Consider the following 25049-nt stretch of genomic DNA (forward strand, 5'->3'; position numbering starts at 1 on the left):
TCATTTGAGGTAAGGAAGTAAAAGTTTTTCCAGCAATGGTTTCAGCGCATCGCTTATTCTCTTGTATCCCAAATCGGACGGATGAATGCCATCTACCGTGCATTCCCCGTATTCTAATCCGAGCATCTCTTCTCCATTAAAGAAATGGATGTTATGATCTCCACTTTGCCGCAATCGTTCTACCGTTTCCTGTTGAATTTGCTTTCGCTCCTCCCGTACTCGAGACATGTGGACGTCAAATGCCTCTTTCGCGAGCCGGATTTGTGAAATAACTAGAATGGGTACTTCGGAATATCTGGACCGAAAAATTCGAATAAACTCAGGGAGTGTCTCTCTAAGACGTTCCGTGCTTGGCGTATTCCCCTCATAATCCAGTACAAGCAATGCAGGGTCGGGGATTTCACTGATGATTTGGGCTAATTCTGGTTCTCCCTGAGCATTCCCCGAGAACCCGAGGTTCACAAACTCAAGCGGAAACATCCGACTCAAGATGTTGGGATAAGCCATTCCCGGTCGAGATGCGCAAGCCCCATGCGTAATGGACGTACCATAGATAAGGACACGTTTGTCGGAAACGAAGCCTGGAGAAACTGCAACTGAGGCGGATGGATCAATCCCGATCCACATTTCCTTCACCCCCATATACAAAGGGAGATTCAATGTAATCTCTTTCATTTGATCTCCAAACGATTCAAAAAGAATGGCTTCATATTCCGAAAGCGCAGGTTCGTAACAAGTGACGTTTACAAATTTCTGCTCTCCGTGTGAACGAATGTAGCAATCTACACCGCATTGACCCGTAGCCGGCATTTGATACATATTCGCTTTATCCGCCAAAACAACCCGTACGGATAGCTTCGGGGAATCCGTCTGGAAGTGAATTTGAACACCCGCTGTAAAATTCGCAAGCCGGTCCACTTCCGATCGAATTGGATACGCCGGCTTTAATGGCAACCTGCGGTAGACACCATCTTGTTTAAGCCATGGCAGTCCCGTAACACGAAAAGGCTCCTTTAGAGGTGAGTACCATCTCCAAGCTTCATTGTTATTGTTATTGACATCGACACTCAAAGCTGAGTCTAATTTACTAACGTCGTTGCTCATCCCTTCACACTCCCCATCACAATTCCTTTGGTGAAATAACGCTGTAAGAATGGATACAACAGCAGAATCGGTAATGCGCCGAGAAAAATTTGTGCCGCTCTCGCCGTTCGATCCGAAACCAGATTAATCAGTTCCAAATCCGTCGTGCTCTTCATCAAAGTTTCGAGTCCAACCACAACGGTGTACAGATAACTTTGCAGCGGATAATTTTCCGGAGAGTTCATAAATAAAATACCGTCAAACCAAGAATTCCACTGTGCAACCGTTGAGAACAAGGTCACAGTTGCAAGCGATGGCGCCGACAGCGGGACATAAATGCTCCAAAGGATTCTAAAGTGGCTCGCACCATCCATCAAGGCCGCTTCCTCCAATTCCTTCGGCAAACTTCGGAAGAAATTAAGCAGGATCACAATATTAAACACCGGCACCGCATGATGCAGAACTAGAGCCCAGATCGAATCCAGTAAGCCAAGTGTGCGAATGGTCATATATAGCGGGATGATGCCGCCATTGAACAGCATCGTAAATACAAAGATCCACACATAAATGGTTCTTCCTTTCAATGCGGACGATTCCTTCGATAACGGATAAGCAACCAGAACCGTCAATACCATGTTAAGTGAAACACCGAGCAACACCCGCTGCAGCGTAACGAGAAGAGAATGAGTAAATTCCGGCTTGCTTAATATGAACTCATAGGCTTTCCATGTAAAATCAACCGGCCAAAGCTTAACCATACCCGCAGCAGCGGCATTATTTGAACTGAAGGAAAGAGCCAGCAAATAGAAAAGCGGTAATATACATATGCCAGCAAGCGCGATAAGCAGCATATAGTTGCATATAACAAACAATTTTCGTGACCATGTCATTCGCTCGACCAAGATGATCTCCTCCTTAAAATATTCTATAGTTGGCAAAGCGGTAAGCGAGTACATAGGACAGAGAAATCAAGATGAACGAAATCACGGATTTAAATAAGCCTACTGCCGTTGCCACACCATACTGCGCATCGACCATACCAATTCGGTAAACGAAGGTATCAATAATATCCCCGCTCTGGTACACAATGGGACTATATAAATTAAATACTTGTTCAAATCCGGCATTCAAAATATTACCGACGCTAAGCGTCGCCATTAATACGATAATCGGTGCCATTCCCGGAAGCGTAATATGCCAGGTTTGACGCCATCGGCTTGCGCCATCCACCACAGCCGCTTCATATAACGATGGATTGATGCCTAAAATGGCAGCAATGTACACAATCGTACTGAAACCAAATTCCTTCCATTCATTGGAGATAACCAACGTGAAAGGGAACCATCTATTATCGCCAAGGAAGAAAATCGACTTGATGCCAACTCCTTGCAAAAGCTGATTTACGATTCCCTGGGAAGGTGAAAGAATATCTAACAAGACACCGCTCAGAATGACCCATGATAAAAAGTAGGGCAAATAAATGAGCGTTTGCACCCATCTTCTTACGACTTCCTTGCGGAGCTCGTTCAATAGAATGGCAATCACGACCGGAACGATCAAACCTACGGCAACTTTCATACTGGCGATGTACAAGGTATTCCAAAATACTTGATAAAAGTCTGGCAGATCCATGACATATTTGAAATTGTTCAATCCAATCCATTTGGACCCGAACACGCCTTTGGCCGGTACGTATTTCTGAAATGCGATCACAACTCCGACCATGGGAATATAGCTGAATATGAGGATTGCAAGCAACCCTGGTATGAGCATCAGATGTAACGGGAGTCCGATTCTCCATTTTTTACCTACCATATAATTCCCCTCCAGACCCCAAGGACAGTAGGAGGCAAGGTTGCCCTCACCTCCCATGTCTACCTATTTATTTATTTTTGTTATACCAGTCATTAACTTCCTTCTCGATCGCGTCACCACCCTGTTTCTTCCAGTCCGCTACAAATTTATCGAACTCATCAATTGAAACCTCGCCCATAATAATTTTGGTGAACGTTTGATCCTGCATTTTCTTTAGCGTAGCCTGCTTCTCCGCCATTGTAGGTGTGGCAGCACCAACAAAGTCATTGTATTTGCCAACCTTATTATTGTTATATTGGTTGATAACACTGTATGACCCCTCCGCTCCGAATACAGCGTTAGAGAACCACATGGAATCGTCGCCCGCTTTGAATTTGGTCAGCCTGTCAAAATGAATATTCGCTGGGAATCCAAGCTTGCTGCCATCGCCGGATTTAAGCGCATCTTGTACCTTGAGAAAAGCCTCTAAATTCGTGTTTAGCGGATCGATCACAACAGGCGCATATTTCGCTGGTAAAATACCGGTCTTGGGGTCCGTAATAAATGGATTCGGATTCGGACTATAGTTGGTTTCGTAGAAATGCTTCAAATAAATGTTGATGAGCTTAATGGCAGCCTCCGGATGCTTAGCGCCTTTTTTCACCACGTAAAAGACATTAGCCGTATCCAACAATTGAGGATTGACCGCTTTGCCATCTGTGGACACTATCGGATACGCTTTCCACTGTGCCTTTGGATCTTTCGTATGGTTTTCCTTTTGAATATATCCACCATCTGCGACACTCCCATAAGCTAGACCCAATCTTCCTGCCGCCACATCCTCCTGCACCTTCGTCGTTGTTTTGACAGCAAATTCTTTATCAATAAGTCCGCTTTTGTATAATTCCTGTAATTGCTTCAAGCCTGCTTTCATTGCCGGTTGTACCGAGCCGAAGACAAGTTTGCCATTCGCATCTTTCGTCCAAATTTCCGGATAAGCGTTATATCCGTTTAGAAAGCCTCCAATTACACCGTGACCGGAGAATAATTCCTTATTAAGACCGAAGCCGAAAGTATCTTCCTTCCCGTTCCCATCCGGATCCTGCTTAGCAAAAGCGGTAGCAATTTTGACGACATCTTCAATTGTTTTAGGCTCAGGCAAGTTCAGTTTTTGCAGCCAATCGGTTCTGACCCAGATCATTTGTGCCGTGCTGACTCCTCCATTGGAGTAGGTTCTTGGTATTCCCATTAATTTACCGTTAAAGGTTGCTGCTTTTAAACCGATGCCATTATCCTGTTTCAACACATCTACCGCAAATGGGGTTGCGTATTGCTTCCAAACGGTTGTCAAATCCTCAAGCAATCCGGCTTCATTAAGCCTTTGCATTTCTTCTTTATTGACCTCCAGGAAATCCGGCAAATCACCCGAAGCAATGGAAACGTTCAATTTCTGTCGATATTGCGATGAGTCTACCGTCCAAAGATTTTTTACTTTGAGCCCGTAATCCTTTTCGAAAATTTTCGTCCAAATGTTACTGTCGATCGAGTCTCCTTCGGCATACTTAAATGTCGCATCGACTTGCCTAACTGTCGTCACTTCAATCGGAGGATCGTATTTACCTAACGGATCGACTTTTTGGGCTTCCGCTGCTGTGGTCGCTTTAGACTCAGGTGAGGATGATACCGCAGGCTTCGTATCCTTCGTGCAGCCACTGACAACAATACTTGCCATGAGCAATGTGCTGAATGAGACCGTCATCAGACTTCTTTTTTTCATTGCTTTGTCCCCTCGCTAATGTACGATTTTCCTTACACCTTTATTATAAAATGAGGCTTCTGCGATCGAAATGGGACTTTCTTGCGATGATGGACTTATATTAACGAGTTCATAATACGTTTGATCAGCGGTTTGTTTCGTCCATGGCTTTTGCCGAATCTCTATACTCGAGTGGCGTATATCCGGTCACTTTTTTGAATAAACGAGTGAAATAGTGAGCCGATTCCAAGCCGATCTCGGTGGCGATTTCGTTAATTTTGCGATCTCCGGTTTTGAGTAAAAGCTTTGCTTTGTTGATCCGTACTTCCGTGATATAGTCCAGAATCCCTTTGCCGGTCATCTGTTTATAGAGTCTAGACAAATAAGGAGAACTCAGATAAACCAACTGAGAGAGCTTCGTTAGAGATAAGTCCTCATGTAAAAACTCATGGATATAATGATGGATTCGCCCGATAATGTCATTGGTCCGCTCGACTTGCTTTCTTCCATTGAAATCAGCCAGCGTTTCGCCCAGCTCTCGGAAATAGCGGATAGCCTCATGCCAGGAAGCATGCTTGCTTAACTCGAGCAATGGCTCCGGATCAATAGAAGCTCCGAGCTGCGCGAACAGCCGACGTCTGTTTAAGTAGGAGAGAAAGAAAGCCGACAGATGGGAAAACAGCTCCATCGCTAGAAACTTCCCCTCGCTTCCTGATAAAAGCATCTCATCTATTTGGAATAACTCCATAAACAATTGTGTGAATGGCTCTTTTTCTCCGTTGTCCATGTACGTTTCAAGCAGATCGAGCTTACGGACCTTGGACCTCATATCATTTTCAGCAAAAAAAATCCGGCTCGATCTATGCTCCCCCTGTGCAGGATCTGTTTGCTGACCGGTAATCAGCATTTCCTTCCCCCGACCGATGCCAAGCCCAAGCTGCAGCTTGAGCGTTTCAACCCGCTCCGAAACATGTTCCCAAGGACATGGCTCCGCTTCAAAAGCCAATGAAATTGGCACCTTCAGAAGGCGTTTACAAGCTGACTGGACAAGCTCCGCACTGTCACCGAGCCTATGCGTTGTCGTTGTCCAGTCCTCTCCGTCCTTCGGCTGAATGAACCAAATGAACCGGGAACGGTCATATTGAATCGCAACGAACCGAACAGATGAGGACAAATATTCTTCGGCGATATTGTGGATCGAATAAAATAGCAGCGGTTTCTCTGAGGGTAGAGCAAAAGCACCCCATTCGTCGATTCTGCCGACAGCCGTCATGATGGGAAGCTCGGGATCCAAATCAATCGCCAGATTGGCAAATCGCTTTTTGCGGTTAGCAAGAGAATCCACTTCATTTTGCAAAAATTCAACTAAATATTCGCGTCGCAGCGAGGGCAGCGCCAAATGAATCTGCTGCTTCGCTTTTTGTAAAATATGTTCCTCATTAATTTCCAGCCGAATATCGGCAATCGCCTTTTCAATGGCTCGAACAATGGCCTCATCGCCTTCTGTTTTCAATACATAATCCACGCCGCCTTTGCGTATCGCTGACTGTGCATAGGCAAAATCATCATAACCCGTCAGAAATATGGCCTTGCACCGGGGCCAACGCTTTAATATTTGATCTGCAAGCTCCATCCCTGTCATACCCGGCATTCGAATATCTGTCAGTAAAATATCGACTTTACGATCACCTAGTTTCTCTAGCGCTTCATAACCGGAGTATGCTTTGGATAGCTCTAGATCAAGATGCTCCAGCTCTTGCAGCGTTTCCAGCAAATAATTAACGGCAATCGGTTCATCATCCACAATCATCATATGGATCATCGTACTTGCCTCCTCAGGTTTTAATAGGCGGTATATGGATGGGCAGCTTGATGGTAACCCTTAGCCCTCCTGCTTCAATCGGTGTTAATACGATACCGGCGATTGTGCCGTATTTTAGCCGCAGTCGTCTGTGCACATTCAGCATGCCGGTTACTTCCTCCGGATTGTCCTGCTCTAGAAGTCTTATCTTCCATTGATTCAGTTCGTGCTCCGTTAATCCTTTACCATTGTCTTCGATATGAATGAGCAAGAGCTCCGTGCCATCCATGGAATGATCAAGCTCTACGCTAATGCGCAGAAGCCTGTCGGATAAGGCTCCCTCAAAACCGTGCTGATAGGCATTTTCAACAATCGGCTGGAGGATTAACCGCGGTACGATTACCTGCTTGCACACTTCAGGAATCTCGTCGAATATAAATTGGATACGATTGGAAAAACGGATGGATTGAATCTCCGCATAAGCACGTACATGATTGAATTCCTGTTCAAGTGCTGCATTCTCACTTCCACTGCGTGTAATGTATTGAAAATAATCACCCAAATACTTCGTGAATTGCGTCGCATTGTCAAAGTCGTGAGCCTTCGTCATACGATACAGCAAATAAAAGCTGTTATATAGGAAATGAGGATTGATTTGCGATTGCAGCTGCTTCAGCTCGGATTGTTGAGCATGTATCTTCTGCTCGTATACCTCATAAATTAACTTGTTCAAATACGCTACCATGAAATTGAATCGTTCATATAAATAGCTAAATTCATCGTTGCTGCTATGCTGCAGCATAATCTGCATATTGCCTGATTCCACCTTGTGGAATGCGCGTACCAGTTTCGTAAGTGGGCGGTGTATGATGCGAAATATCCAGTAGGCGAACAACAAAATCACAATCAATGCGACAAAGGAAATCATCCACAGGTAGCTCCGGTATTTCTCTAGAGGGCCCATAACTTCACTTTCAGGCACATAGACAAGTAACGTCGCTTCCAATTTTGGCAAATAGGCGAAAACGGTCAGATAGCTTTCTTTCTCAATACGGATCGATAACGTTTGCGCTTTTTGTTCCTTCAACGCTCCTGATGATCCCAGATTAGCCTCCGAAAGAGCGATCTGCTGTTCAATTTTATTTCTAATTAAAGTCGGTACTTCTGTATTATTCGTATTCACGACCGTTAATTCTGGAAGCATCAAAGCAGCACCCCCCTGATCATAGCCAGAGAGCTGCTGCAAATAGCGTTTCAAAGCTGGGATCGAAATTTCCTGCTCCAGCACAAATATGGGATTACGAGTACTTGATATCAGCGGGTTCGGATAGTGCTCACGGATGAATAGCTTATTATTCGATTGGACAATGAGCGATTTAGATTGAAGCACGCTTTGCTTTAATTTCTCTAACTCCTCTTGCGGCAGGTCACCGGATAAATCGTCCGTAGCAACTATACGCGAAATGAGAGGAATATAGGCACTAGCCCGCTCCACGTATATGCTTGATTGCTTCATGAGCTCGAGTTTGCGCTGAAACCTCTTCATCGCTTCTATGCGCTGATAGGTTGACATGCTGTCCTCGGTTAGACTTAAAGCAAGCAAATCATCGTCATTCACATACTCTCGCTGCAAACTTACCATTCTATCAATCTCATTCTCCAATAAGGTTCGGTAAAATTGAACTTGAGACTGCAGCGATTTGGAAATTTCATTCTTGACGATATCCGCTCCCCATTCGTTGATCCGGGTTCCAAGCGCATACAGCGGCGAAATCACAATTAAGAAAGCCAGGACAAGCTTAGTAAATATCGAAAACCGCCATTTCCTCCACTGTATGACCATGCGATCAACCACCCACTTATCAATTTGAACTTAGAAGACTATTTAATGCCTGTGCATATAAGCTGTGACCATAATCATTCGGATGGTTCACATTATTGATTAATAAGCTTTCGTGTGTTTTACCCGCAGTAAGCTCGTCAAGCCATATCCGCTGAAGATCAGCGACCCCGACCCGATATTTGAAGCCCAGCTCTCGCAGCTTATCGGCGTAGTCAGTCACATTCGGGCTGGCATATGTCCATAACGGATTCGGAAGGCAGGGGGTGATGAGAACGATATCTGCTTCCGTATGCTTTTGAACTGCTTCGATCATTGTTGCTATATTCCGTTCAAATTGCGCGGGGGAAATCGCATTCGTTCCATTTGCTTGTTTATTTTGGTCATTCATCCCGTAACCAATCGTTACCAAATCAGGTGCTTGCGCGATGACATCATCTTGCAGCCGCTTTAGCCCTCCCTCACTGCTTTCTCCGCCGATGGCTTTCATTCGCACATCGATAGCCGCCCCGGGGAAGCGCCTTCTGAGCGTTTCTGCGAATCTGTTGTGAAATTTATTAGCTTCCTCGCTTACTTCCGCGCCTGTACTAATACTATCGCCGAACACGACGTAGGTGACTGGCTCACTGTTTGCCAGCTTTGCGAGAATCCGTGATAGCGCTTCTGATCCGACTGCGACGTCTGAGGCCGCAGTCGGATCGAAATATTCATAATCAGCATAAAGGATGTACGTCTGATTCGTGATATCAGGGTAATCGCTATGATTAAAGTCCGATTTCCCGTAAGTCGGATGCTTGCTCCAATCCGGGATGGAGCTGGCTGCCGTACGCTTTATCGTGCCGCTTTCATAATCGACGATGTAGTCTGTTCCTTCCGAGTACAGTACTTGATCCGGATATTCGGAAGATGCTTTGCTGCGCAAGCGTAGGCTTTCTCTCACCAGTGAACGGAAACGCAGCTTATGTGGTTCTGTAGCCATCATAACAATCGATTCACTTACCTGATTACGAATATTCATATTTTCTCTCCCTAGAAGATGACCTTTACCATGATATATCAATTGTACCGCTAATCTTAGACAAGAGTAGTCGATTTCCTACTATTTTACCTGATAAATCCAAATATTGTTCACCGTTCTTCACTTCGACAATGCCTGCCTGCAGCGCTGCAATTGGCGGGTAAATGGTCACGTCTGCCTCAATTAGATTGTAAACGCTAATATTACGGACAGTTCGTTTCTTCGATGTTGGAAACGGCTGATTTTCTCTGGACGTAATGCGGGACGATTGTTTTTGATTAACAAAAACTCGGCAATCGTCATGAAACGTTCGATCAAGCGCATAAGTAGCCATTCCTTCCCCAATAATGGCTGATTGTCCAATGATGACTGGAGCACCATCTGGAAAGCGAAGCTGCAGCGTTACGGATGTGTCCTGTTTGCAGCCGGTAAGTATGAACCCGTTGTCGTGTCTGGCGATGAAAAATAGCGCATGATGAGCATCTTCCTCATCCTTTGTTTGTAAGAAGGAATAATCGAATTGTTGCAGCAAATAACGCACGATAACTGAGCTATCCATGAACTCCTTCTCCTGCCGCACTGGCAGATGCGTCACTCCGGCCGATTGAAACGGCAGCGATCCGCGTACCCAACCAACCTTTCCTCCGTTCCATTCAGGCAACGCTCTAGAGAGCGTGAACGTACGTTCTAGCCCATCCTGCTTCACTGTTGCATGTACTTGCGTAAAAGGATCGGCTGCATCATCCACTACCTCACTTAAACCACCGCCAGAGATGTGCGAGCTGTGATCAATCAGATGAGTCCCATTTTCCCTCTGTTGTTCAACACTCGTGATCGTATCTTCCGGCAATGACAAGTTTACAGAGAAAGTACCTTCAAGCGCATTCTCGGATCTGAGATTCATCAGTTGGCGTAGAGCCGGATCTTCGACAGTGCCGTAGATGAGTATCTTTCCTCCCTGACGGATATATTCGACGATTCGCTGCGCTTTCTCCCCTTTTATCCAAAAGGCGGATGTAAACAAAATCGTATCTTGAAGCTTATGGATGGCATCGTCCTGCATGGCGAAAAAGTCATCGGTGCTTAGAACCGTATTAAGCGGCAGCCCTTGGTTAATCGCATTACGCACAAACCAATCATTGAAGAAAACGTCGGTCGAATGCTCGCCCGATTCAGCCATCGCTTCATGCAGCTCTCGAAACGGATACAACCAAGTTAGAATCCCCGGCTGATCGGGCGCGTCCTTGAAGGCCTTCTTGATATGAGGAATAACCTCCATCGGTACATTTTCATCTAGCACGCCTTTTTCCGTATCAATGGTCAAAATTTCCACGACACGTGGGCTCTCCAACTCTCCATTAGTGTTAACACGAGCAACAGAGAGCGGACAATAAATGTCATGCGGCTCTCGGTCGTACAGATCCCACCACGGATTTTGCCAGAACCAAGGGTCATTGGCATAGAAGCGGTACGGGTAAGTCTCTCCCGGCAGCACTGCAATGCGCGACATGTAACCTGTCAACTCTAGGCCGAAATCGTAGTTAAGGGCTCCCCACGGTGAGTTCGGTGGTGGAAATTCGATATAATTTCTCTCATAAAGTTCAAGCAAAGGAATGCAGTCCTTGGCCAGATCCATGCCCGTTCCGTAGTTCGTCCCGCGTATTTCAGTCCGGTAATTCGGGCATTCCTGCTTGAATAGTTCCCAGAACGACAGCATCTTCGACGACAGCTCTTCATAGTCCGCCAAAGCAAGCTGCGTGCCATCGTAATTGGCCCCCAGATACGTCCAGGGAAAGTACGACAGCGCGAATCCATTGGAAAACCAAATATAATCAAAGCCTAGTGTCGGTAAAAAGCTTGCACACTGCCGCCCCAGAAACTCTCCAAACGCTGTGTCATTGGGAATACCGTCAGGGTACGACGCATAAGAGGCGTTATCCGCTTTCAGCTTCGACCAACCACATACGACCGTATAGTCCGCCTTCAGCGAGATGAATTGCCCGTTTACTTCGGCGCGATTGATTTCCGGGTGCAGCTTGTATTTGAAATCTGAGTAGGCAAACTCCGGTCCTGCGTCAAAGGTGGCTCCAACCTCCATGCGAATACCGTAACGCTCAGCTGCAACTTTTTTAAAGGATGCGATAATGAATTGCAAATCACCGTAGGTGATTCGCGCTGGTTCGCTGATGTATGGTCTAGCGATTCGCGGGTCTTTATCATCCTTGATGTGGCCGAAGTACTCCTCATTCGCGAATCCAATGTAGCGTGCCCATTCGATCTCACGCTGCAAATCGCCGTCCCAGACTAGGATCTCGCTTCCGTCAGCGACCCAAAGCAGCATGGAACAACTTTCTGCCATGCCGATGAGTGGAAGCCACTGCCGAATAGCTTCCGCACACACGGCTTCGATGTCCTCAGGCGCCATACTTTTGAATGGCTTTAGGCTCATTTCCAATGTGACTCTTTGCAAGGTGCGTTTTGGGTTAACTGGTATACTCATACTCATACTCATACTCATACTCATACGATTTCCACCTCAATGCCTAGTACTTTGGCGACATTACGGATCTTCGAACTCACATGCCCCACTCCGAGTGCAAAGTGATGCGTAGGACCAGCCGAACACCATCTTTCCACGAATTCTGCAACACTGTAATTAAATTTACAGCGAGTATTCGTGTTTCCTGTCTGCGGAATTTCCCCTTTGATGGATTCACCTTCCGTGGCGATCATTTTGAATTTGCCGTCAGCGGTTTGTGAAATGCTGAGCAAAGTAACAGGGCCTGATTTGATGCTGAATTCGACGCCGATTCCCGAACCGCTTTTGCCATGAAACAGATCCAATCCGCGAATGACCGGCTGCCCGTCGCTAATCTTGATGTTGTGCGGTCCGTCATGTCCGACCAGCACGATATCATCGACGAAGTCGCATGGATGCAGCTCCGCGAACGAGCCCCCTGCATCAAGACGATCCATGATTAACATCGCTGCGCACGTTTTCAAATCGGCTTCTCCGGCAAGCGGAACCCCTTTACCCGTCAACAGTGAGTTGCCGAGCACCATATTCGATCCGATTCGTTCATATTCATTATTGTCGAGCCCCCGGTAATAATAGGCCAAGCCAGTTAACCCAAATTCCAATATCAGCTTATCCAGCCCGACTGCCACTTTCGCTGACCATTCCAGATCTTCCTGCTTGATCGGTCTTGTCACCGGATCGATAAATGGATCGGATATTTTGAAAACGCTTTTAATTTCATCCTGTTTGTCGGCCGTTTCCTTAGGTGTTGCCCCATTTACCAGCTTGGCTAAATCGCACATCTCCAGCATTTGCACATGGGAGCCAAAGGAAGCCGTAAAAGCCGTCGGATCGGAGTTCATATCATACATTCCCTCGTAGGTATGCCCCATATAACCGATTTTTGCATATTTGAATGCTCTGCGCGTATTGGCGACTTGGCACCAGCCTTGCAATTCCTTCATCGCACGTTCATCATCATAGAGCGTTCCTACGATCATCCCTGCGGCAGGCTTTCCTGCTCGCACAAGCACACCGCCTATTTCAGGGAGTGAACATATATTATCGTTGACTAACTGCATATACGTCGTTGTATTGCGGTAGTCAAGACGCTTTCTTGGCTGCAAAGCAACAAGTACCGTCGGAACGGACAAGTTCAGGATCGGGGTAGCAGCCGTCGAAGACGTCACATATGTGCTCAAGAAGCAAAATAGGAAATCAACATCTTGGCTTTTCAAATAAGTCGATGCGGCGAAGGACTTATCTACACTATCGACAAAGCCTGCCGAGACCACCTCGACGTCATTCTTGCGAAGCATTTCCTCAAATTCACGGCCGTAGCCCTCCAACTCCTCTTTTAATCCCGGAAATTGTGCCCAATAAGGCTCGTGACCAACCGTCATGACGCCGACACGTGCTTTTGCTTTTTTGAATAAAGTACTCATTTCACTCATCATCCTCCTCGGTAAGTTTACCCTTTAAGCTTAGTGAAATCGGTCTATTGAAACAATGAACAATACAATAATTATTTCAATTATTCTACGATTTCAGTTACAATAAGAGGATCAACACCCACACGACAGAGACGAGAGAATTTGCCGAAAGGAGCCTTCTATGATCGAACCGGTTGCTATCTATTTCGAGCATTGTGAGCCAAACTGGCATGTACCAAAAAGTAAGACGAACAACCATATTTTAATACTCATTACAAGTGGAAGCATTCTCTACACGGTTGAAGACCAACCCTTTTCTATGCAAAAAGGCGATCTTATATTTGTTCCCCAAGGGGTTTGGCGCAGCGCATCGAAATCGACCAAAGAAGCTCATGACATGTATGTTGCTCACTTTCATTATCGTGGTGACGGGGATGGACTTCCCATGTTGTTCGAGCCCAAACGTTCTTTAACCAGACCTTTTAACTTTGACTATATGAAGCAGAGGTTTTCACTGCTGACCCAGCACTGGCTGCGCAAATCCGCCTATTCAGACACAATCTGTCACAGCATCCTACTTGAAATGCTTGCTGTTATCAACGAAGAAATCGATTCTCAATCAACGCAGGGCAAATCCTATAGTATCGTTATGGAGCTGCAAGCCTATATTCTCAACCATTATCACCGCACCATCTCCGTGACCGAATTAGCTGATCACGTGGCGCGAACCCCTAACTATGTCAGCACCATTTTCAAACAGGTTACCGGACAATCCGTCACGGACTACATCCAGCAAATCCGCATTGCCGCCGCCTGCGATCTGTTGACCAACTCACAGATGAACGTAGGAGAAATCTCCGATTTCCTCGGATATTGCGAGCAGTCGTATTTTAACAAAGTGTTTAAAAAATGTACTGGCACCCTGCCCTCAACCTACATGAAGGAAAAGGTGAAAATATGGAAATCTTAAAGGGCAAATAGGCTATAGTGGTTACCAATGTTGTATTCTCTACAACAATTCACACGCCAAAGGCTATTTCGCAACTTGAAGTTGCAGTTTGTACAACATTTCGAGCCCATTTCTTGTGAAATGGCCTATATAGGACCAAATTGTTGTACATTATGCAACAACGAAGAGAGAGAGGCGAGAATTAGGCATCAATTGTTGCACTTTCTACAACATCTTTCAACCACAAATAGGGATTCTTTGACATGTATCCACAGCATGTATCCATAATCTCACTCAGCTCAGCAAAATCTATAGCAAACCAACCTAAATAGGGGGAAGCTTTCGCCTTACCCCCTACCTCAAAAAATTCTGTTAAAGAAAGAGCTGCCACGAGGCAGCTCTTTCTTCATAGTACTATCGCTTTTCCAAAAGTCGGTCAGCTATTCGGTGTAAATTTTCTAAGCTAAGATTCACGCAGTCCATTGGATTGCCTTGACATACATCCTGCTCCACAACGTACCAATCTACACCATTCTGCTCTCCCCAAATCAAAATAGGGTCGAAATCGATCACTCCAGTGCCAATTTCAGCATACGTCCCTCGATCATCGTTGGTCATATCCTTCAAGTGCATTGTCGGCATCCGGAGGCTATACGGACGAATAAATTCAGCCGGATCTTTCCCTGCTTTCTTCACCCAATAGACATCTATTTCTGCCAAAATGGCATTATCCGCAGAAGGCTCAATCACATATTCCAAAGCATTCATGCCGTTAACGCTTGTTTCAAACTCGAAAGCATGGTTATGAAAGCCGATCGTAAAGCCCTCGGGCTGCAATTTCTTCGCAATTTCATTTAGTTGTATGCGAAATTGTTGGTAGCCATTTTCGTTTCGCAGCTCATGCGGAACAGAAGGACAAATAAGGTACGAGGTATGAAAGAGACACGCTTGTGCCATTACATTCTCCGCGTCATTGAGCAAGCTTTCAAATGAAACGTGCATACCTGCGGTTTTTAATCCGGTTTCCTGCAGCACCGTGGAGATCTCTTGTGCGGAATAACCGCAAAGACCTGCCATCTCGACCCCAGCCCAGCCCATCTTTTTGATCTCCCTTAGTACACCAGGAAAGTCTTGTTCACACTCTTTGCGCAACGTAAATAGCTGTACGGCGAATTTTTGCTTCATGAATAAATTTCTCCTTTGATAGCTTCCATAATCATCTTGAAGATCACAAGATCCTGCAGGTAGTCCTCAGGCGTCGTTTTTGGCTGTAACCCTTTCGTGACCACTTCATAAAAATATTCAAGCTCATACACATAAGCGTCCTTATAGGTCGGGCGAATGGTAGATTCCTCGAAGCTATCCCCGATTGTTTCACTGATATGCAGCGTCGTTGGCAATTGTCGGATGTACGGAGTGTCATATTGAATTAGAACAGATTTATTCTCACCATAAACCTCGATATGAGCATCAAACCGCCCCTGCTGGTCCATCCCTGTTTCAAATGTGACGTTGAAGCCATCATATTCAAAGATAGCATTCTTGAATCTGCCCCCCAACCAGGATGAAGCTGCCTTCACAGCAATGGGCATTCCTATTAATTCCCGCATGGCCGAAATATCATGGCTATTTAATCCAAGCAATAAGCCATAGGCTCCATACATGTCACCAGACGCTTCACCGACCGCTTCTCTCATTAACTTGGCGTTTCTTTCCTTACGGTCCTGCACAGCATCATCTGGGATATCATTGAAACGATATACAGGGTTGGACTGACTCGTGAAAAATTTGTTTTGACCGATAATATCACGAACTCTCACATAGATAATCGGTCCAAGCGACTTCACCTCTTCTAATACCCGGAGGTAGGCGGGAGCAAATCGTCTCATATAACCAACCATCACCTGTACATTTGCCGCGTCCCTCGCTTGGATAATCTCATGAACCTCCGCTTGGGTGACACACATTGGCTTCTCCACAAATACATGAATTCTCTTGTTCAACGCTGCGATCGTGGACTCGGTATGGTATTCCATGTTATTCAGTACAAAAACAGCATCAAGCTCTGACTGTTCAAACATGTCTATTGCGTTCAAATATAAGTGCTGAACGCGATATTTCTCTCCCATCTTCGCTAGTAGCTTTGGCGAAATATCACAAAAAGCAACCATCTCATAGAGCTCCGGCAGGGATTCCAGAATCGGCAAATGAATCATTTGCGCCACTTCCCCCAAACCAATAATTCCCACTTTTATCCTTGTCATTTTTTATCTCCTCAATTACTGCTAATCTATTCTCATCTGTTACCCCAATAATATATCTGTATGGTAATAGTATGAACCAGGCGATGTGGTGTTTCGAAGCGCTACCGGTAAGACATACACCTCCAGCGGATAACCATTCCCAGTATATTCCAATTCCACCTTATGGATTCCGGCAGGCAAGGTTAACTCCACCCATTGCTCTTTATGGCAACGATTATACGCCGGCATGAACTCCAACGTTTCTTTACAATCAATCACAGTTTGTCCATTCAACTTCAGTGTTACGGGACTGTTAGCAGCTGCAATGAGACGAAGCTCCCGTTCGATGGGGTTCGTGAGCGTCGTTTCCGCCCGATATACTCGGTTAGCCGTCAACAGAGCAGAATCTAATCCAAGAACCTCCTCCCATGCCAATCGGTTCCCTGAGACATAAATCTCTTTTCCCGCATCGTTTTCCGTTCCCCAGACGATCCATCTGGATGCGCTTATCAAGGCGAAAGGCACCTTCTGAACAGCCCATATCGAATGATCATGAATTCGCGTCCAGCAAAAAGTAAGCTCATGACTTGCAGCCGCAACCGCAGAAGCCCGAATTTCTACGTCCCACTGGAAGGATTCGTCAGGCTGCAGGCTGACCTCAAGCTCATCGGGCCGGGCCCAGTCCTTAGGCAGCTCCAGCGCTATGCTTCCATCAATCGGGACTCGCGATCGGTTCGTCAGGGTAAAATGCAATGTCTTCCTTTGACCTGCTCCAATGGCAGGGCCTTCAGATCCGAAGTCAATCACCAGTTCGGCATCCGGACAGCTTTGAGTTCCCTGTGGCAGCAAATACAGATTGGATGTAACTTTTCTATCCCAAAGCTCCCTTATCGTTCCTGCCGTTTCTGCTGCAGACGCCTCCAATCGGTTCCAAGACGTAGGCAGGTCGGGATGCACTAGAATCCCCGTGTCCCAAGCGGCCAAGATCTGTTTGCCCATGCGGATGGTACGTCTGGTCAACTCGTCCAAATCCTTCGGCGCGGGAAATCCTTTGACTGGAGGACTGACAACAACACGGTCGCCAACCGGCTTCACCCATTTATCCGGCAGCTCTTCCGGCCCGAGCAGCATGCCCAATATCGCGCCCAGCGTCGCAGCGGTACAATCAGTATCGTAGCCGCAGTTGACGGCTTTCAATATCGCATCCTCAAAATCCTCGCCATACAGCCATCCCAGGATCGTAAAAGCAATATTTTGCGGAGCGTCGCAAAAGTTGTCATTTCCATGGTACTCGAGAATAAGTGAACGTGTTTCTATCCAACTCTTCCCTTCTGAATGCCAACGGATGAGATCCTTCAAAGCTTTAGCGGTTCGGCAATCCTCGGGTATATATGTCATTCCGATTTCAATTAGCGTATCTCGGTCCTTCTCAAAGAAAATGGCGCTCTCCAAAGCGGCAAAAAACATTTCTCCGTATACGCCTTCCCCTCCGGCATGATCCACTATCGCGTCCTGATAAGCATAATGAGCCGCAGTTGCTGGCGCTCCAGGTGCTGCCATTGCCCAAATTTCGGAACGAATCGGAGAGCCCATACAGTCATTGAACGGATTGTTAAACCAGCCTGCAACTGGCGCGAGAAGACCTCTTCGTAGATTTGCCAAGGCGTAACCGTATTCATCAAAAGGGAAGAAGATGTGTTCCATCCATTTCTGCCCTAGCTCGCGAGAGGTCAATCCCGGCCCATACTGTTCCAAAGCGTGCAGCCAAACCAATTGCAGATCCAAGTCATCGTTCTCGAGCGGACCGTCAGGTAACACAGGATAAAAGGTCAATTCCAAAAGCTCTTTCTTGCCCTCGACGGGTCCCCCAAGCGTCCCTCCGATATTTTTACCAAGCCATCCCCCGTATACGATTCGATAGTAATCCTGTTCATTTAAAATACTGGTGCTCATGTGTATTCCTCCGTCATTTGATATAATGGTAATGATTTCATTATAGGAACGGCTCCTTCATGGAGCCATGTACATAGTTGTGTTCTTGAAAGAATAAACATCGGAGGTTGTCATGCCATGTACTACGCTCTGTCTCGATTGTCCAAGCTCGATGTCAAATGGGCGGATCTTTTCGATGCGAATACCCACACCTTCTTTGCTCGGCATCATAATCCCTACTACGAACTGATCGTCATTGCCGACGGTACGGTTCATTTGCAGACTAACGAAACCCGCACGACGCTACAAACCGGTGAATCGCTGCTTATGATGCCTTGGGAGTCACATTCCGGTTGGAATCCCCATGAAAGACAGGGCCAATTTTTTTGGGTGCAATTTTCCTGTGAACCCGGCCTGAATGAATTCGTGCTGGATCGGGCGTCTGAGCTTAGTATTGTCCATGCCGAACGTACGGAACTAAGAACCACTGAAATCCTTCACGAGGATTTACTTGTAGTGCCTCGTCAGTTTCGTTCCTTACAGCGTTTTAAGCTGCTCGGCTTATTTGAAGAACTAGTGGAGACAATGAAACAACCGAACGGTTATTTTCGTTTTCACGCTACCCTTTTGCTTGGCGAAATACTTCGGCTCATGGCGAGTGGTTTCTTGGAGCAGAGCCACTTGGACACGGCTTTCCCCGCTTCTTACCTGACATTCCGCAAGCTGGTCAACCATTTGAACAATTTTTACGAGTCGGACATTTCCAAAGAAACGTTGGAGCGGGTGCTGGAGCGAAAATATGAATACCTTTGTCAGGTGTTTAAAAAATATGCTGGAACGAACATCCATAACTACATCCACCAACTTAAAACCCAACATGCCAAACACCTGCTGCGCAATACAGCTAAAAGCGTTAAGGAAATTGCTGAGGAAGTCGGGTATCCAGATCCTTTTTACTTCAGTCGGATGTTTAAAAAGATCGCAGGCGTCGCCCCTCAGCAATATCGGAACACTGGACAATGAGGTAGAAGTCGCGCAGGAATGCGGCAATGTCCATCAACCGAAGCCTCCCGAATCCAACTGGATCCGGGAGGCTTCAGCATATCTCATCCATATAAAATGCGTTTACCTTGACTTATTCGTTATGTGGAACGGTAACTGTACTTACTGCTGTTGATTTATTGCCTACATTGTCGGTTATCGTATAAGTTATTGTATATATACGTCCTGTTCCATTACCTAATCTTTCCGCACGTAAATTAAATGTAGTGGCCGATGTCCCAATAGCGGCCTCAATGTCACCTTGACCACTATCCGGTTCATTGCTCGTGATGGAGGTTAACACCACAGATGCGACGCCTGATGTAGCATCACTCGAACTCAGCGTGGCATGAACAGTCACCATTTTATGATTTGGCGGCCAGATAGACGTTTTATCTAATTGTACGGTTAATAATGGTGCCGTCTTGTCAATCTTAACTGTTGTCGTATGTTGCTCTTCAATGTTACCTGCGTTGTCTACGCTCCAATAGGCTAGCGTATGCACGCCGTCAGTTGTCAGCGTAACGGAATTCCCGCTTTGTTGTGCGCCGCCGTCTATGGTGTAATAGGTTGCGGCTACCTCTGATCCGCTACTGACGGATAAATTATTTGTCGCTGTAAGGCCTACCGTGACCGGATTCACGTACCAGCCATTTTGCCCTTCTGGCTGTGCAGGCGATAAGGTTGCTGTTGTGACCGGCGGTACTTTATCCAATTCAATGATCATCATGCTCTCCGGTTGGATCACATCAATATAGGAACCGCCCGACAAGCTCACTTCTGTCTTGCTCAACGTTATTCTGCCTTCTGCGATTGCAGAAGCAACTTCAGTCGAGTTGTAGATAATTCGCTTGGCCTTTTGATTCGTGTAGCTTGCATCGCCGAGATGAGCTGTCACGCTAACCGGTTTATCCCATGGATTCAACAGGAACAGCGCTTGAGAGCCATCGGGTTTATCGATCATGTACGACAGCAGAGTCGAATCGGCAGAAGTCGATGTAACCTTGCGGATAGAGGAGCCAGGCTGAATTTGACTGGAAAGGAGCTGATACGAATAATAGGCTGGTCGAAGAGGATAGCCTTGCTCCTTGGTTCCCCACATCCCATAACTCATTATCCAGCCCGTCTCCCCCAGTTCCCCGTAATTCATGTCAAAAGCTTCCCAATACGAAAGGCCTTTCACGCCAACCGCAAGTGTCTGCATCGCATAAGCCGCCAACTTCAGCATCGATGGATACCGTTTCGGCATCAGTACGTCATCTACTTTACCTGGGGTAAATGCAGCAAAACCAGCTCCGTACCCCACATTGGTTTCCCAAAGAAACTCATCTAGCCCTTTTGACTGTGCAAACTTTGCCACCATAGCAGAGCGCAATACCGTAGAAGCCATCGATCTCTTGTAATGGACATAGCTATGGTAGGACAACATCCCCAAGTTGCTTTGAAGCGGCCCGGCGATCGCCTCGGTAAAGGTATCGCTTGCCGACACATCTCCGCCAATCAATTTCACATCTTGAAGACCGCGGGCTGCCAAAACATCAGCCATCTCCTGATACAGCGCCACATAGTCCGCAACAGTGCCCGGAAAGCTGTTGCTGTTATCCGGTTCATTATAGAGTGTAAGTCCATCGATATGCAGCTGCTTGTTCTGCAGCAGCCACTCGATGAGATCGGCCATATGATCCGCAATTACCTCCTTGGGCTGTAAATAATTCGGCCAAGTCATAACGAGATTAACTTTTGCCCCAAGACCTTTGATGATTTGCAAATCTTTCACCAGTCCATTCATCAAAGGAAGCGTCGTGAAGTCGTTGCCAGTGGCAGTCACCCACCAACGCGTGTCGGTAAATACTCGCACCCAGGCCGGTTTAATCAGCTGCAATCGCTCTGTAATCAGTTGTTCGTCCTGAGTCGAAAGCCTCCCAGGCCTTGCGAAATGCGGATTCAAATTCACGCCTAGTCCGCGTATATCGGTATTGATCAAACTATTCGTGACGTTCAACTCAACCTGCTGCGCGTAGACAGCATTGATCACCGAACTGTCCGAATAGTAAGCAAGCGCAGCATCGTCGAAATAGGCCTTCCCCATGCCGTTAAGAATAAAATTCAATTTGACGGAAGCCGTCCCTTGGGGAATGACCCCGACTGCTCTGCGGTACGTCCAGTCTGTATTTCCAATTATGGGTCCCGTTTGATCAAACGAAATGCGCGTCCCGCTACCGTTGTAATATTCAATAGCCATATACGCACCAATGCCTTGGCATGTGGTTTGGTTGGCAACCAAAATCGGCTTACACGCTACGTTTTCCGCTTTCACCCAGCCGCTGAATGCGATTGATTTGCCGACCTGCAGGTTTCCGTTGACGGTGAGTGTCTGGGTATAAGATGAGAATGTGTTGATACCGTCGTTAGTGGGTTCGTTGATGAAAGCCGCTCCGCTACCGTTCCTTCCAGCTGTATTGTCGAAGTTAAAGATGTAACCTGGCATGACTCCAGCCGGTATCCATCTAGTCGATCTTAACGCGTCATCAAAACCGGGAGAAAGAAGATTATATGGCTGTGCCTCGCCTATCTCCGTCGGGCCGAATACATTCGGCCCGAGTTCATCCTGATTGAAAGCGTTTGCGCTTCCGCTAATAAACAGGCCAGAAGAGACAAATAATAGGGTCGCCATAAGGGTGACAATCGTACGCAAGGATGTCCTTTTCCAATTGACAAAATACATCATTAATTCCTCCTCGTTTTATCATAACTCTTTGCGATCGTATATTCAGTTGCCGTTCAGCTTCCCACCAGGGAAACTGAGCGGCAAAAGATGCAATTATTTATTCAAATTAGTTCATTGCTATTTTAGATTCAAATCCTTAGCCGTTTGTTGAGCGTCTACTAACAGTTGATGTAACTCATCATAGGCTTTATCTATGCCGAGGTTTTTGAGGTCTGAAATGGCCTTTTTCTTAGCCGCGTCAAATTCCGCATCATCCTTGGCCATAATAAATTTCGCGACATTCGCCATAAAATATTGGTCTGCTTTCGTAAAGATCTGCGTAGTTGCGTCTGAAGGTTGGGCCACCAGCGCCGGAACTGGCCAAAATTTCGTTGGTGCTGCGAATTTTCCTTCTTTCACCAACTTGTCATATACCTGCCCTGGGTATAACAAGTCCTTATTGTAATGTTTGGCAAAATCCTTTTCAGCGTTTGACACAAGTCCCGGATTTACCTGTTTGCGCAAGTCAACCGGCGTACCATCTTCCGTCGGGTAGCTCTCTTCAAATGCAGCCAACCTTTTAAACGCACCTCCTAGACCATTGGCTTGAAGATACTCTGAATTGTTCGGCTTTGCCATTTCTCCAATTAATTGCGCTTTGCCATCCACAATATCCCAATCCTTGCCTTTCACCCCATTGTAAATAAATCTTGCTCCTTCCGGAGAATTTAAGTAATCCAACAGCTGCAGGGTCCGTTCCGGATACTTATTATGCGAGGTGATTGCTTTAGCGATCCCTATACCCCAGCCCAAAGGGGTCTCGATATTGTACAAACCGGAAATTACAGGAAATGGCCCCGGAATTGTGAGCATTTGCGCATCATCTTTACCTGTATATTTCACTAAATCAGCTCCGCCTGACCAAACAGAGAGATGTGAATTCAGCAATTGCCCCGTGATAAGCTTTTCTTGATATTGCGGACTCTTCTGTGTGAAGCCTTCCGGATCAAAGAGACCCATCCGATGAGCTTTGTTGTAAAAATAAATACCTTTCCAAAATATTCCATCTTCCTTCGTGTATTGGTCTTCCACTTCTCCGGTTTTCAGATTCAATTCTTGACCGTTTGCCAAATTATTATAGCCATTTACGAAAGGATAGGTAATAATGTAAGGCCATGTTCCCCAATCTGTCCATGCGGAGAACGAATACACTTTTTTCCCGTCTTTCGTTGTCGGATTCTTATCTTGAATCTGCTTCATGACCTTCAAGAAATCATCTTCATTTTTCATCTCCGGATAACCGGCTTCTTTGTACAAATCCCATCTTGTATTGAAATTGACAAAAGCAGTTTGGCTTATGAGATCATTATTAGCTTTCACTTGTGACGCTGATAAGAAATAAACCTTATTCGTGTTATTGCTGAACGATTTTCTGAATACATCTAAAGATGTTTTACTGTATTTGGTAATATTAGCTCCATATTTAGCAATCAAATCATCCAAAGGGATGACCTGGCCGCTTTTAATCATCGAATTAGCCAATGTGTAAGTAGATCCAACAAAAACAAGGATATCCGGCAAATCTCCGCCTGCTATCATGGTTTTTTGTTTCACATCGTCACCAGTTATGATATCCAGCGTAATTCCAAATTTCTGCTTGATGGCATCCCCAAAAGCATTGTTCTGAATGCCTTCACGTATAGCTTTAGAAGACGGAGCGACAAATACTTTTAAAGTGATAGGTTCCATGGAAAGCTTCGGATCTGAGCCCGGTGTTGAACTCGAAGCTACTGCATTCGGTGAAGCTGAATTAGCAGGCGTTGTAGCTGGTGTACCGCTTTTGCCGGAACATGCGGATAGTACAAGAAGCGCCGTGATAAGCGTGAGCGGAACCAGACTTGATCTACCTTTTAGATGTTTCATTCTATACCCCCTTATTATAGGTAAAATCTATAATATAAATGGTTTTCTAGAAAAACCAATATATCCTCTGCGAAAAGCTTGCATGCTAAAATTAGCCTTTGACGGCACCCAGCATAATGCCTTTGATGAAATGCTTCTGCAAGAATGGGTACACCATCATAATCGGAAGAACCGAAATCATGGTAATGGCCATTTTAATCGTCTCTTCTGAAACTTGAACTTCCAAACCAGATCCTGCAGTCTGTCGTGCAGCGTTCTCAGCTATGGCTTTTGAGTCATTGAGATAGTTGAATAAAATGATCTGAATCGTTTGCAAACCTGGTTTGTGAACCAGAAAGTAGTTATCCATCCATGTGTTCCAGCAGCCGACCGCCGCATAGACGGCAACGGTTGCAACAATGGGTTTGGATAAAGGGAAAATAATTTTATTGAATAAAGCCATAAATCCAGCACCATCTATTTGAGCCGATTCTTCGAGTGAATCTGGGATTTGCTCGATATACGTTTTGACCAGAATAATATAAAAAGCATTGATGGCTCCGGGGATGATATATAGAAGGAAATTGTCTTGTAATCCGTACGTTTTCATTGTAATGAACCATGGGATCAACCCGGCACTCAGATACATCGACGAAATCACAAATCGATACACGATCTTACGGTAAAGCATCTCCCGCTTGGTTAATAGATAGGCGAACATAGAAGAGAAATAAACGCATATCATGGTGAACAATACTGTTTTTAAGACGGACACTACAAATGCCAGAGGTACTGTTCCTAGAGCAAGTATGTTGATATAGCTGTCGAAACTGATTTTAGTCGGGAAGAAATAAATTCCCCTCGCCGCAGTTCTTGGGTCACTGATCGAATAGATAAAGACATAGTAGAATGGATACATGCAAACAAGTGTAAATAGCGTCATAAATACATAATTAAATTGGTCAAATAATCGTTCCCAAATTGAACTTTGTTGCTTGCGTACCATCATGTCCTAAACCTCCTTATCTTCAA

General features: G+C 45.8%; 18 protein-coding genes. 2 read left to right on the forward strand and 16 right to left on the reverse strand.

Annotation, left to right across the window (positions count from 1 at the left end):
* The 9 genes from GC102_RS30655 to GC102_RS30695 all read right to left on the reverse strand — a co-directional run bounded on the left by GC102_RS30655 (window position 1) and on the right by GC102_RS30695 (window position 13255).
* Window positions 1–1104, reverse strand: coding sequence for an SGNH/GDSL hydrolase family protein (locus GC102_RS30655; protein ID WP_171692854.1), 1104 nt, complete (start codon window positions 1102–1104; stop codon window positions 1–3).
* Window positions 1101–1985 carry a carbohydrate ABC transporter permease gene (locus GC102_RS30660; RefSeq protein ID WP_216628215.1) on the reverse strand — a complete coding sequence of 295 codons (885 nt, stop codon included), beginning with the start codon at window positions 1983–1985 and terminating at the stop codon, window positions 1101–1103. The genes GC102_RS30655 and GC102_RS30660 overlap by 4 nt, the downstream gene beginning before the upstream one ends.
* 13 nt (window positions 1986–1998) lie before the next feature.
* On the reverse strand, window positions 1999–2898 hold the full coding sequence (locus tag GC102_RS30665; RefSeq protein ID WP_171692855.1) for an ABC transporter permease: 900 nt from the start codon (window positions 2896–2898) through the stop codon (window positions 1999–2001).
* A 67-nt stretch (window positions 2899–2965) separates the two neighbouring features.
* Window positions 2966–4654: an extracellular solute-binding protein gene (locus GC102_RS30670; RefSeq protein ID WP_171692856.1), complete on the reverse strand. Its 1689-nt coding sequence runs from the start codon at window positions 4652–4654 to the stop codon at window positions 2966–2968.
* Window positions 4655–4778: 124 nt separating this feature from the next.
* Window positions 4779–6455 carry a response regulator gene (locus tag GC102_RS30675; RefSeq protein WP_171692857.1) on the reverse strand — a complete coding sequence of 559 codons (1677 nt, stop codon included), beginning with the start codon at window positions 6453–6455 and terminating at the stop codon, window positions 4779–4781.
* Between the two features lie 13 nt (window positions 6456–6468).
* On the reverse strand, window positions 6469–8277 hold the full coding sequence (locus tag GC102_RS30680) for a sensor histidine kinase (protein WP_171642760.1): 1809 nt from the start codon (window positions 8275–8277) through the stop codon (window positions 6469–6471).
* Window positions 8278–8296: 19 nt separating this feature from the next.
* Entirely contained in the window at window positions 8297–9292 is a 996-nt protein-coding gene (locus GC102_RS30685) for an SGNH/GDSL hydrolase family protein (RefSeq protein WP_171642758.1), read from the reverse strand.
* 25 nt (window positions 9293–9317) lie between these two features.
* Window positions 9318–11816, reverse strand: a complete 2499-nt coding sequence (locus GC102_RS30690; protein ID WP_171642756.1) for a hypothetical protein — start codon at window positions 11814–11816, stop codon at window positions 9318–9320.
* The gene (locus tag GC102_RS30695; protein WP_171692858.1) at window positions 11813–13255 is read right to left on the reverse strand and encodes an L-fucose/L-arabinose isomerase family protein; all 1443 of its coding nucleotides are present in this window, start codon (window positions 13253–13255) and stop codon (window positions 11813–11815) included. The genes GC102_RS30690 and GC102_RS30695 overlap by 4 nt, the downstream gene beginning before the upstream one ends.
* 169 nt (window positions 13256–13424) lie before the next feature.
* Between GC102_RS30695 and GC102_RS30700 the strand changes: the two genes are divergently transcribed.
* The gene (locus tag GC102_RS30700; RefSeq protein ID WP_171692859.1) at window positions 13425–14213 is read left to right on the forward strand and encodes an AraC family transcriptional regulator; all 789 of its coding nucleotides are present in this window, start codon (window positions 13425–13427) and stop codon (window positions 14211–14213) included.
* A gap of 181 nt (window positions 14214–14394) precedes the next feature.
* Here the strand turns inward: GC102_RS30700 and GC102_RS30705 are convergent, their stop codons facing one another.
* Genes GC102_RS30705 through GC102_RS30720 form a run of 4 tightly spaced genes read right to left on the reverse strand, consistent with a single transcriptional unit; the run spans window position 14395 to window position 18388 of the window.
* Window positions 14395–14583 (reverse strand): hypothetical protein, encoded by a 189-nt coding sequence (locus GC102_RS30705; RefSeq protein ID WP_171692860.1) that lies wholly within the window; start codon window positions 14581–14583, stop codon window positions 14395–14397.
* A gap of 23 nt (window positions 14584–14606) precedes the next feature.
* Complete coding sequence (locus GC102_RS30710) at window positions 14607–15377, reverse strand: sugar phosphate isomerase/epimerase family protein (protein ID WP_171692861.1); 771 nt, start codon at window positions 15375–15377, stop codon at window positions 14607–14609.
* Window positions 15374–16456, reverse strand: coding sequence for a Gfo/Idh/MocA family protein (locus tag GC102_RS30715; RefSeq protein WP_171692862.1), 1083 nt, complete (start codon window positions 16454–16456; stop codon window positions 15374–15376). Before GC102_RS30715 ends, GC102_RS30710 begins: the two co-directional genes overlap by 4 nt.
* Window positions 16457–16495: 39 nt before the next feature.
* Complete coding sequence (locus GC102_RS30720) at window positions 16496–18388, reverse strand: ADP-ribosylglycohydrolase family protein (RefSeq protein WP_171692863.1); 1893 nt, start codon at window positions 18386–18388, stop codon at window positions 16496–16498.
* A 117-nt stretch (window positions 18389–18505) separates the two neighbouring features.
* Between GC102_RS30720 and GC102_RS30725 the strand changes: the two genes are divergently transcribed.
* On the forward strand, window positions 18506–19390 hold the full coding sequence (locus GC102_RS30725; RefSeq protein ID WP_171692864.1) for an AraC family transcriptional regulator: 885 nt from the start codon (window positions 18506–18508) through the stop codon (window positions 19388–19390).
* Window positions 19391–19502: 112 nt separating this feature from the next.
* On the opposite strand, the gene GC102_RS30730 is transcribed toward GC102_RS30725, so the two are convergent.
* The 3 genes from GC102_RS30730 to GC102_RS30740 form a co-directional block, all read right to left on the reverse strand.
* On the reverse strand, window positions 19503–22136 hold the full coding sequence (locus GC102_RS30730; RefSeq protein ID WP_171692865.1) for an OmpL47-type beta-barrel domain-containing protein: 2634 nt from the start codon (window positions 22134–22136) through the stop codon (window positions 19503–19505).
* A 117-nt stretch (window positions 22137–22253) separates the two neighbouring features.
* Window positions 22254–24038 (reverse strand): type 2 periplasmic-binding domain-containing protein, encoded by a 1785-nt coding sequence (locus tag GC102_RS30735; RefSeq protein WP_171692866.1) that lies wholly within the window; start codon window positions 24036–24038, stop codon window positions 22254–22256.
* A 91-nt stretch (window positions 24039–24129) separates the two neighbouring features.
* Window positions 24130–25026, reverse strand: coding sequence for a carbohydrate ABC transporter permease (locus GC102_RS30740; protein ID WP_246321202.1), 897 nt, complete (start codon window positions 25024–25026; stop codon window positions 24130–24132).
* Window positions 25027–25049: the final 23 nt, after the last annotated feature.

It is taken from the genome of Paenibacillus germinis, from assembly GCF_013141785.1.
GTDB lineage: Bacteria > Bacillota > Bacilli > Paenibacillales > NBRC-103111 > Paenibacillus_E > Paenibacillus_E phytorum.

What these genes read in the sequence shown, in the direction of transcription:
- GC102_RS30665 (WP_171692855.1), bottom strand. Translation starts at nt 2,898, where the DNA reads ATGGTAGGTAAAAAATGGAGAATCGGACTCCCGTTACATCTGATGCTC.
- GC102_RS30690 (WP_171642756.1), bottom strand. Translation starts at nt 11,816, where the DNA reads ATGAGTATGAGTATGAGTATGAGTATGAGTATACCAGTTAACCCAAAA.
- GC102_RS30715 (WP_171692862.1), bottom strand. Translation starts at nt 16,456, where the DNA reads ATGACAAGGATAAAAGTGGGAATTATTGGTTTGGGGGAAGTGGCGCAA.
- GC102_RS30730 (WP_171692865.1), bottom strand. Translation starts at nt 22,136, where the DNA reads ATGATGTATTTTGTCAATTGGAAAAGGACATCCTTGCGTACGATTGTC.
- GC102_RS30655 (WP_171692854.1), bottom strand. Translation starts at nt 1,104, where the DNA reads ATGAGCAACGACGTTAGTAAATTAGACTCAGCTTTGAGTGTCGATGTC.
- GC102_RS30700 (WP_171692859.1), top strand. Translation starts at nt 13,425, where the DNA reads ATGATCGAACCGGTTGCTATCTATTTCGAGCATTGTGAGCCAAACTGG.
- GC102_RS30720 (WP_171692863.1), bottom strand. Translation starts at nt 18,388, where the DNA reads ATGAGCACCAGTATTTTAAATGAACAGGATTACTATCGAATCGTATAC.
- GC102_RS30740 (WP_246321202.1), bottom strand. Translation starts at nt 25,026, where the DNA reads ATGATGGTACGCAAGCAACAAAGTTCAATTTGGGAACGATTATTTGAC.
- GC102_RS30670 (WP_171692856.1), bottom strand. Translation starts at nt 4,654, where the DNA reads ATGAAAAAAAGAAGTCTGATGACGGTCTCATTCAGCACATTGCTCATG.
- GC102_RS30735 (WP_171692866.1), bottom strand. Translation starts at nt 24,038, where the DNA reads ATGAAACATCTAAAAGGTAGATCAAGTCTGGTTCCGCTCACGCTTATC.
- GC102_RS30680 (WP_171642760.1), bottom strand. Translation starts at nt 8,277, where the DNA reads ATGGTCATACAGTGGAGGAAATGGCGGTTTTCGATATTTACTAAGCTT.
- GC102_RS30695 (WP_171692858.1), bottom strand. Translation starts at nt 13,255, where the DNA reads ATGAGTACTTTATTCAAAAAAGCAAAAGCACGTGTCGGCGTCATGACG.
- GC102_RS30725 (WP_171692864.1), top strand. Translation starts at nt 18,506, where the DNA reads ATGTACTACGCTCTGTCTCGATTGTCCAAGCTCGATGTCAAATGGGCG.
- GC102_RS30685 (WP_171642758.1), bottom strand. Translation starts at nt 9,292, where the DNA reads ATGAATATTCGTAATCAGGTAAGTGAATCGATTGTTATGATGGCTACA.
- GC102_RS30710 (WP_171692861.1), bottom strand. Translation starts at nt 15,377, where the DNA reads ATGAAGCAAAAATTCGCCGTACAGCTATTTACGTTGCGCAAAGAGTGT.
- GC102_RS30675 (WP_171692857.1), bottom strand. Translation starts at nt 6,455, where the DNA reads ATGATCCATATGATGATTGTGGATGATGAACCGATTGCCGTTAATTAT.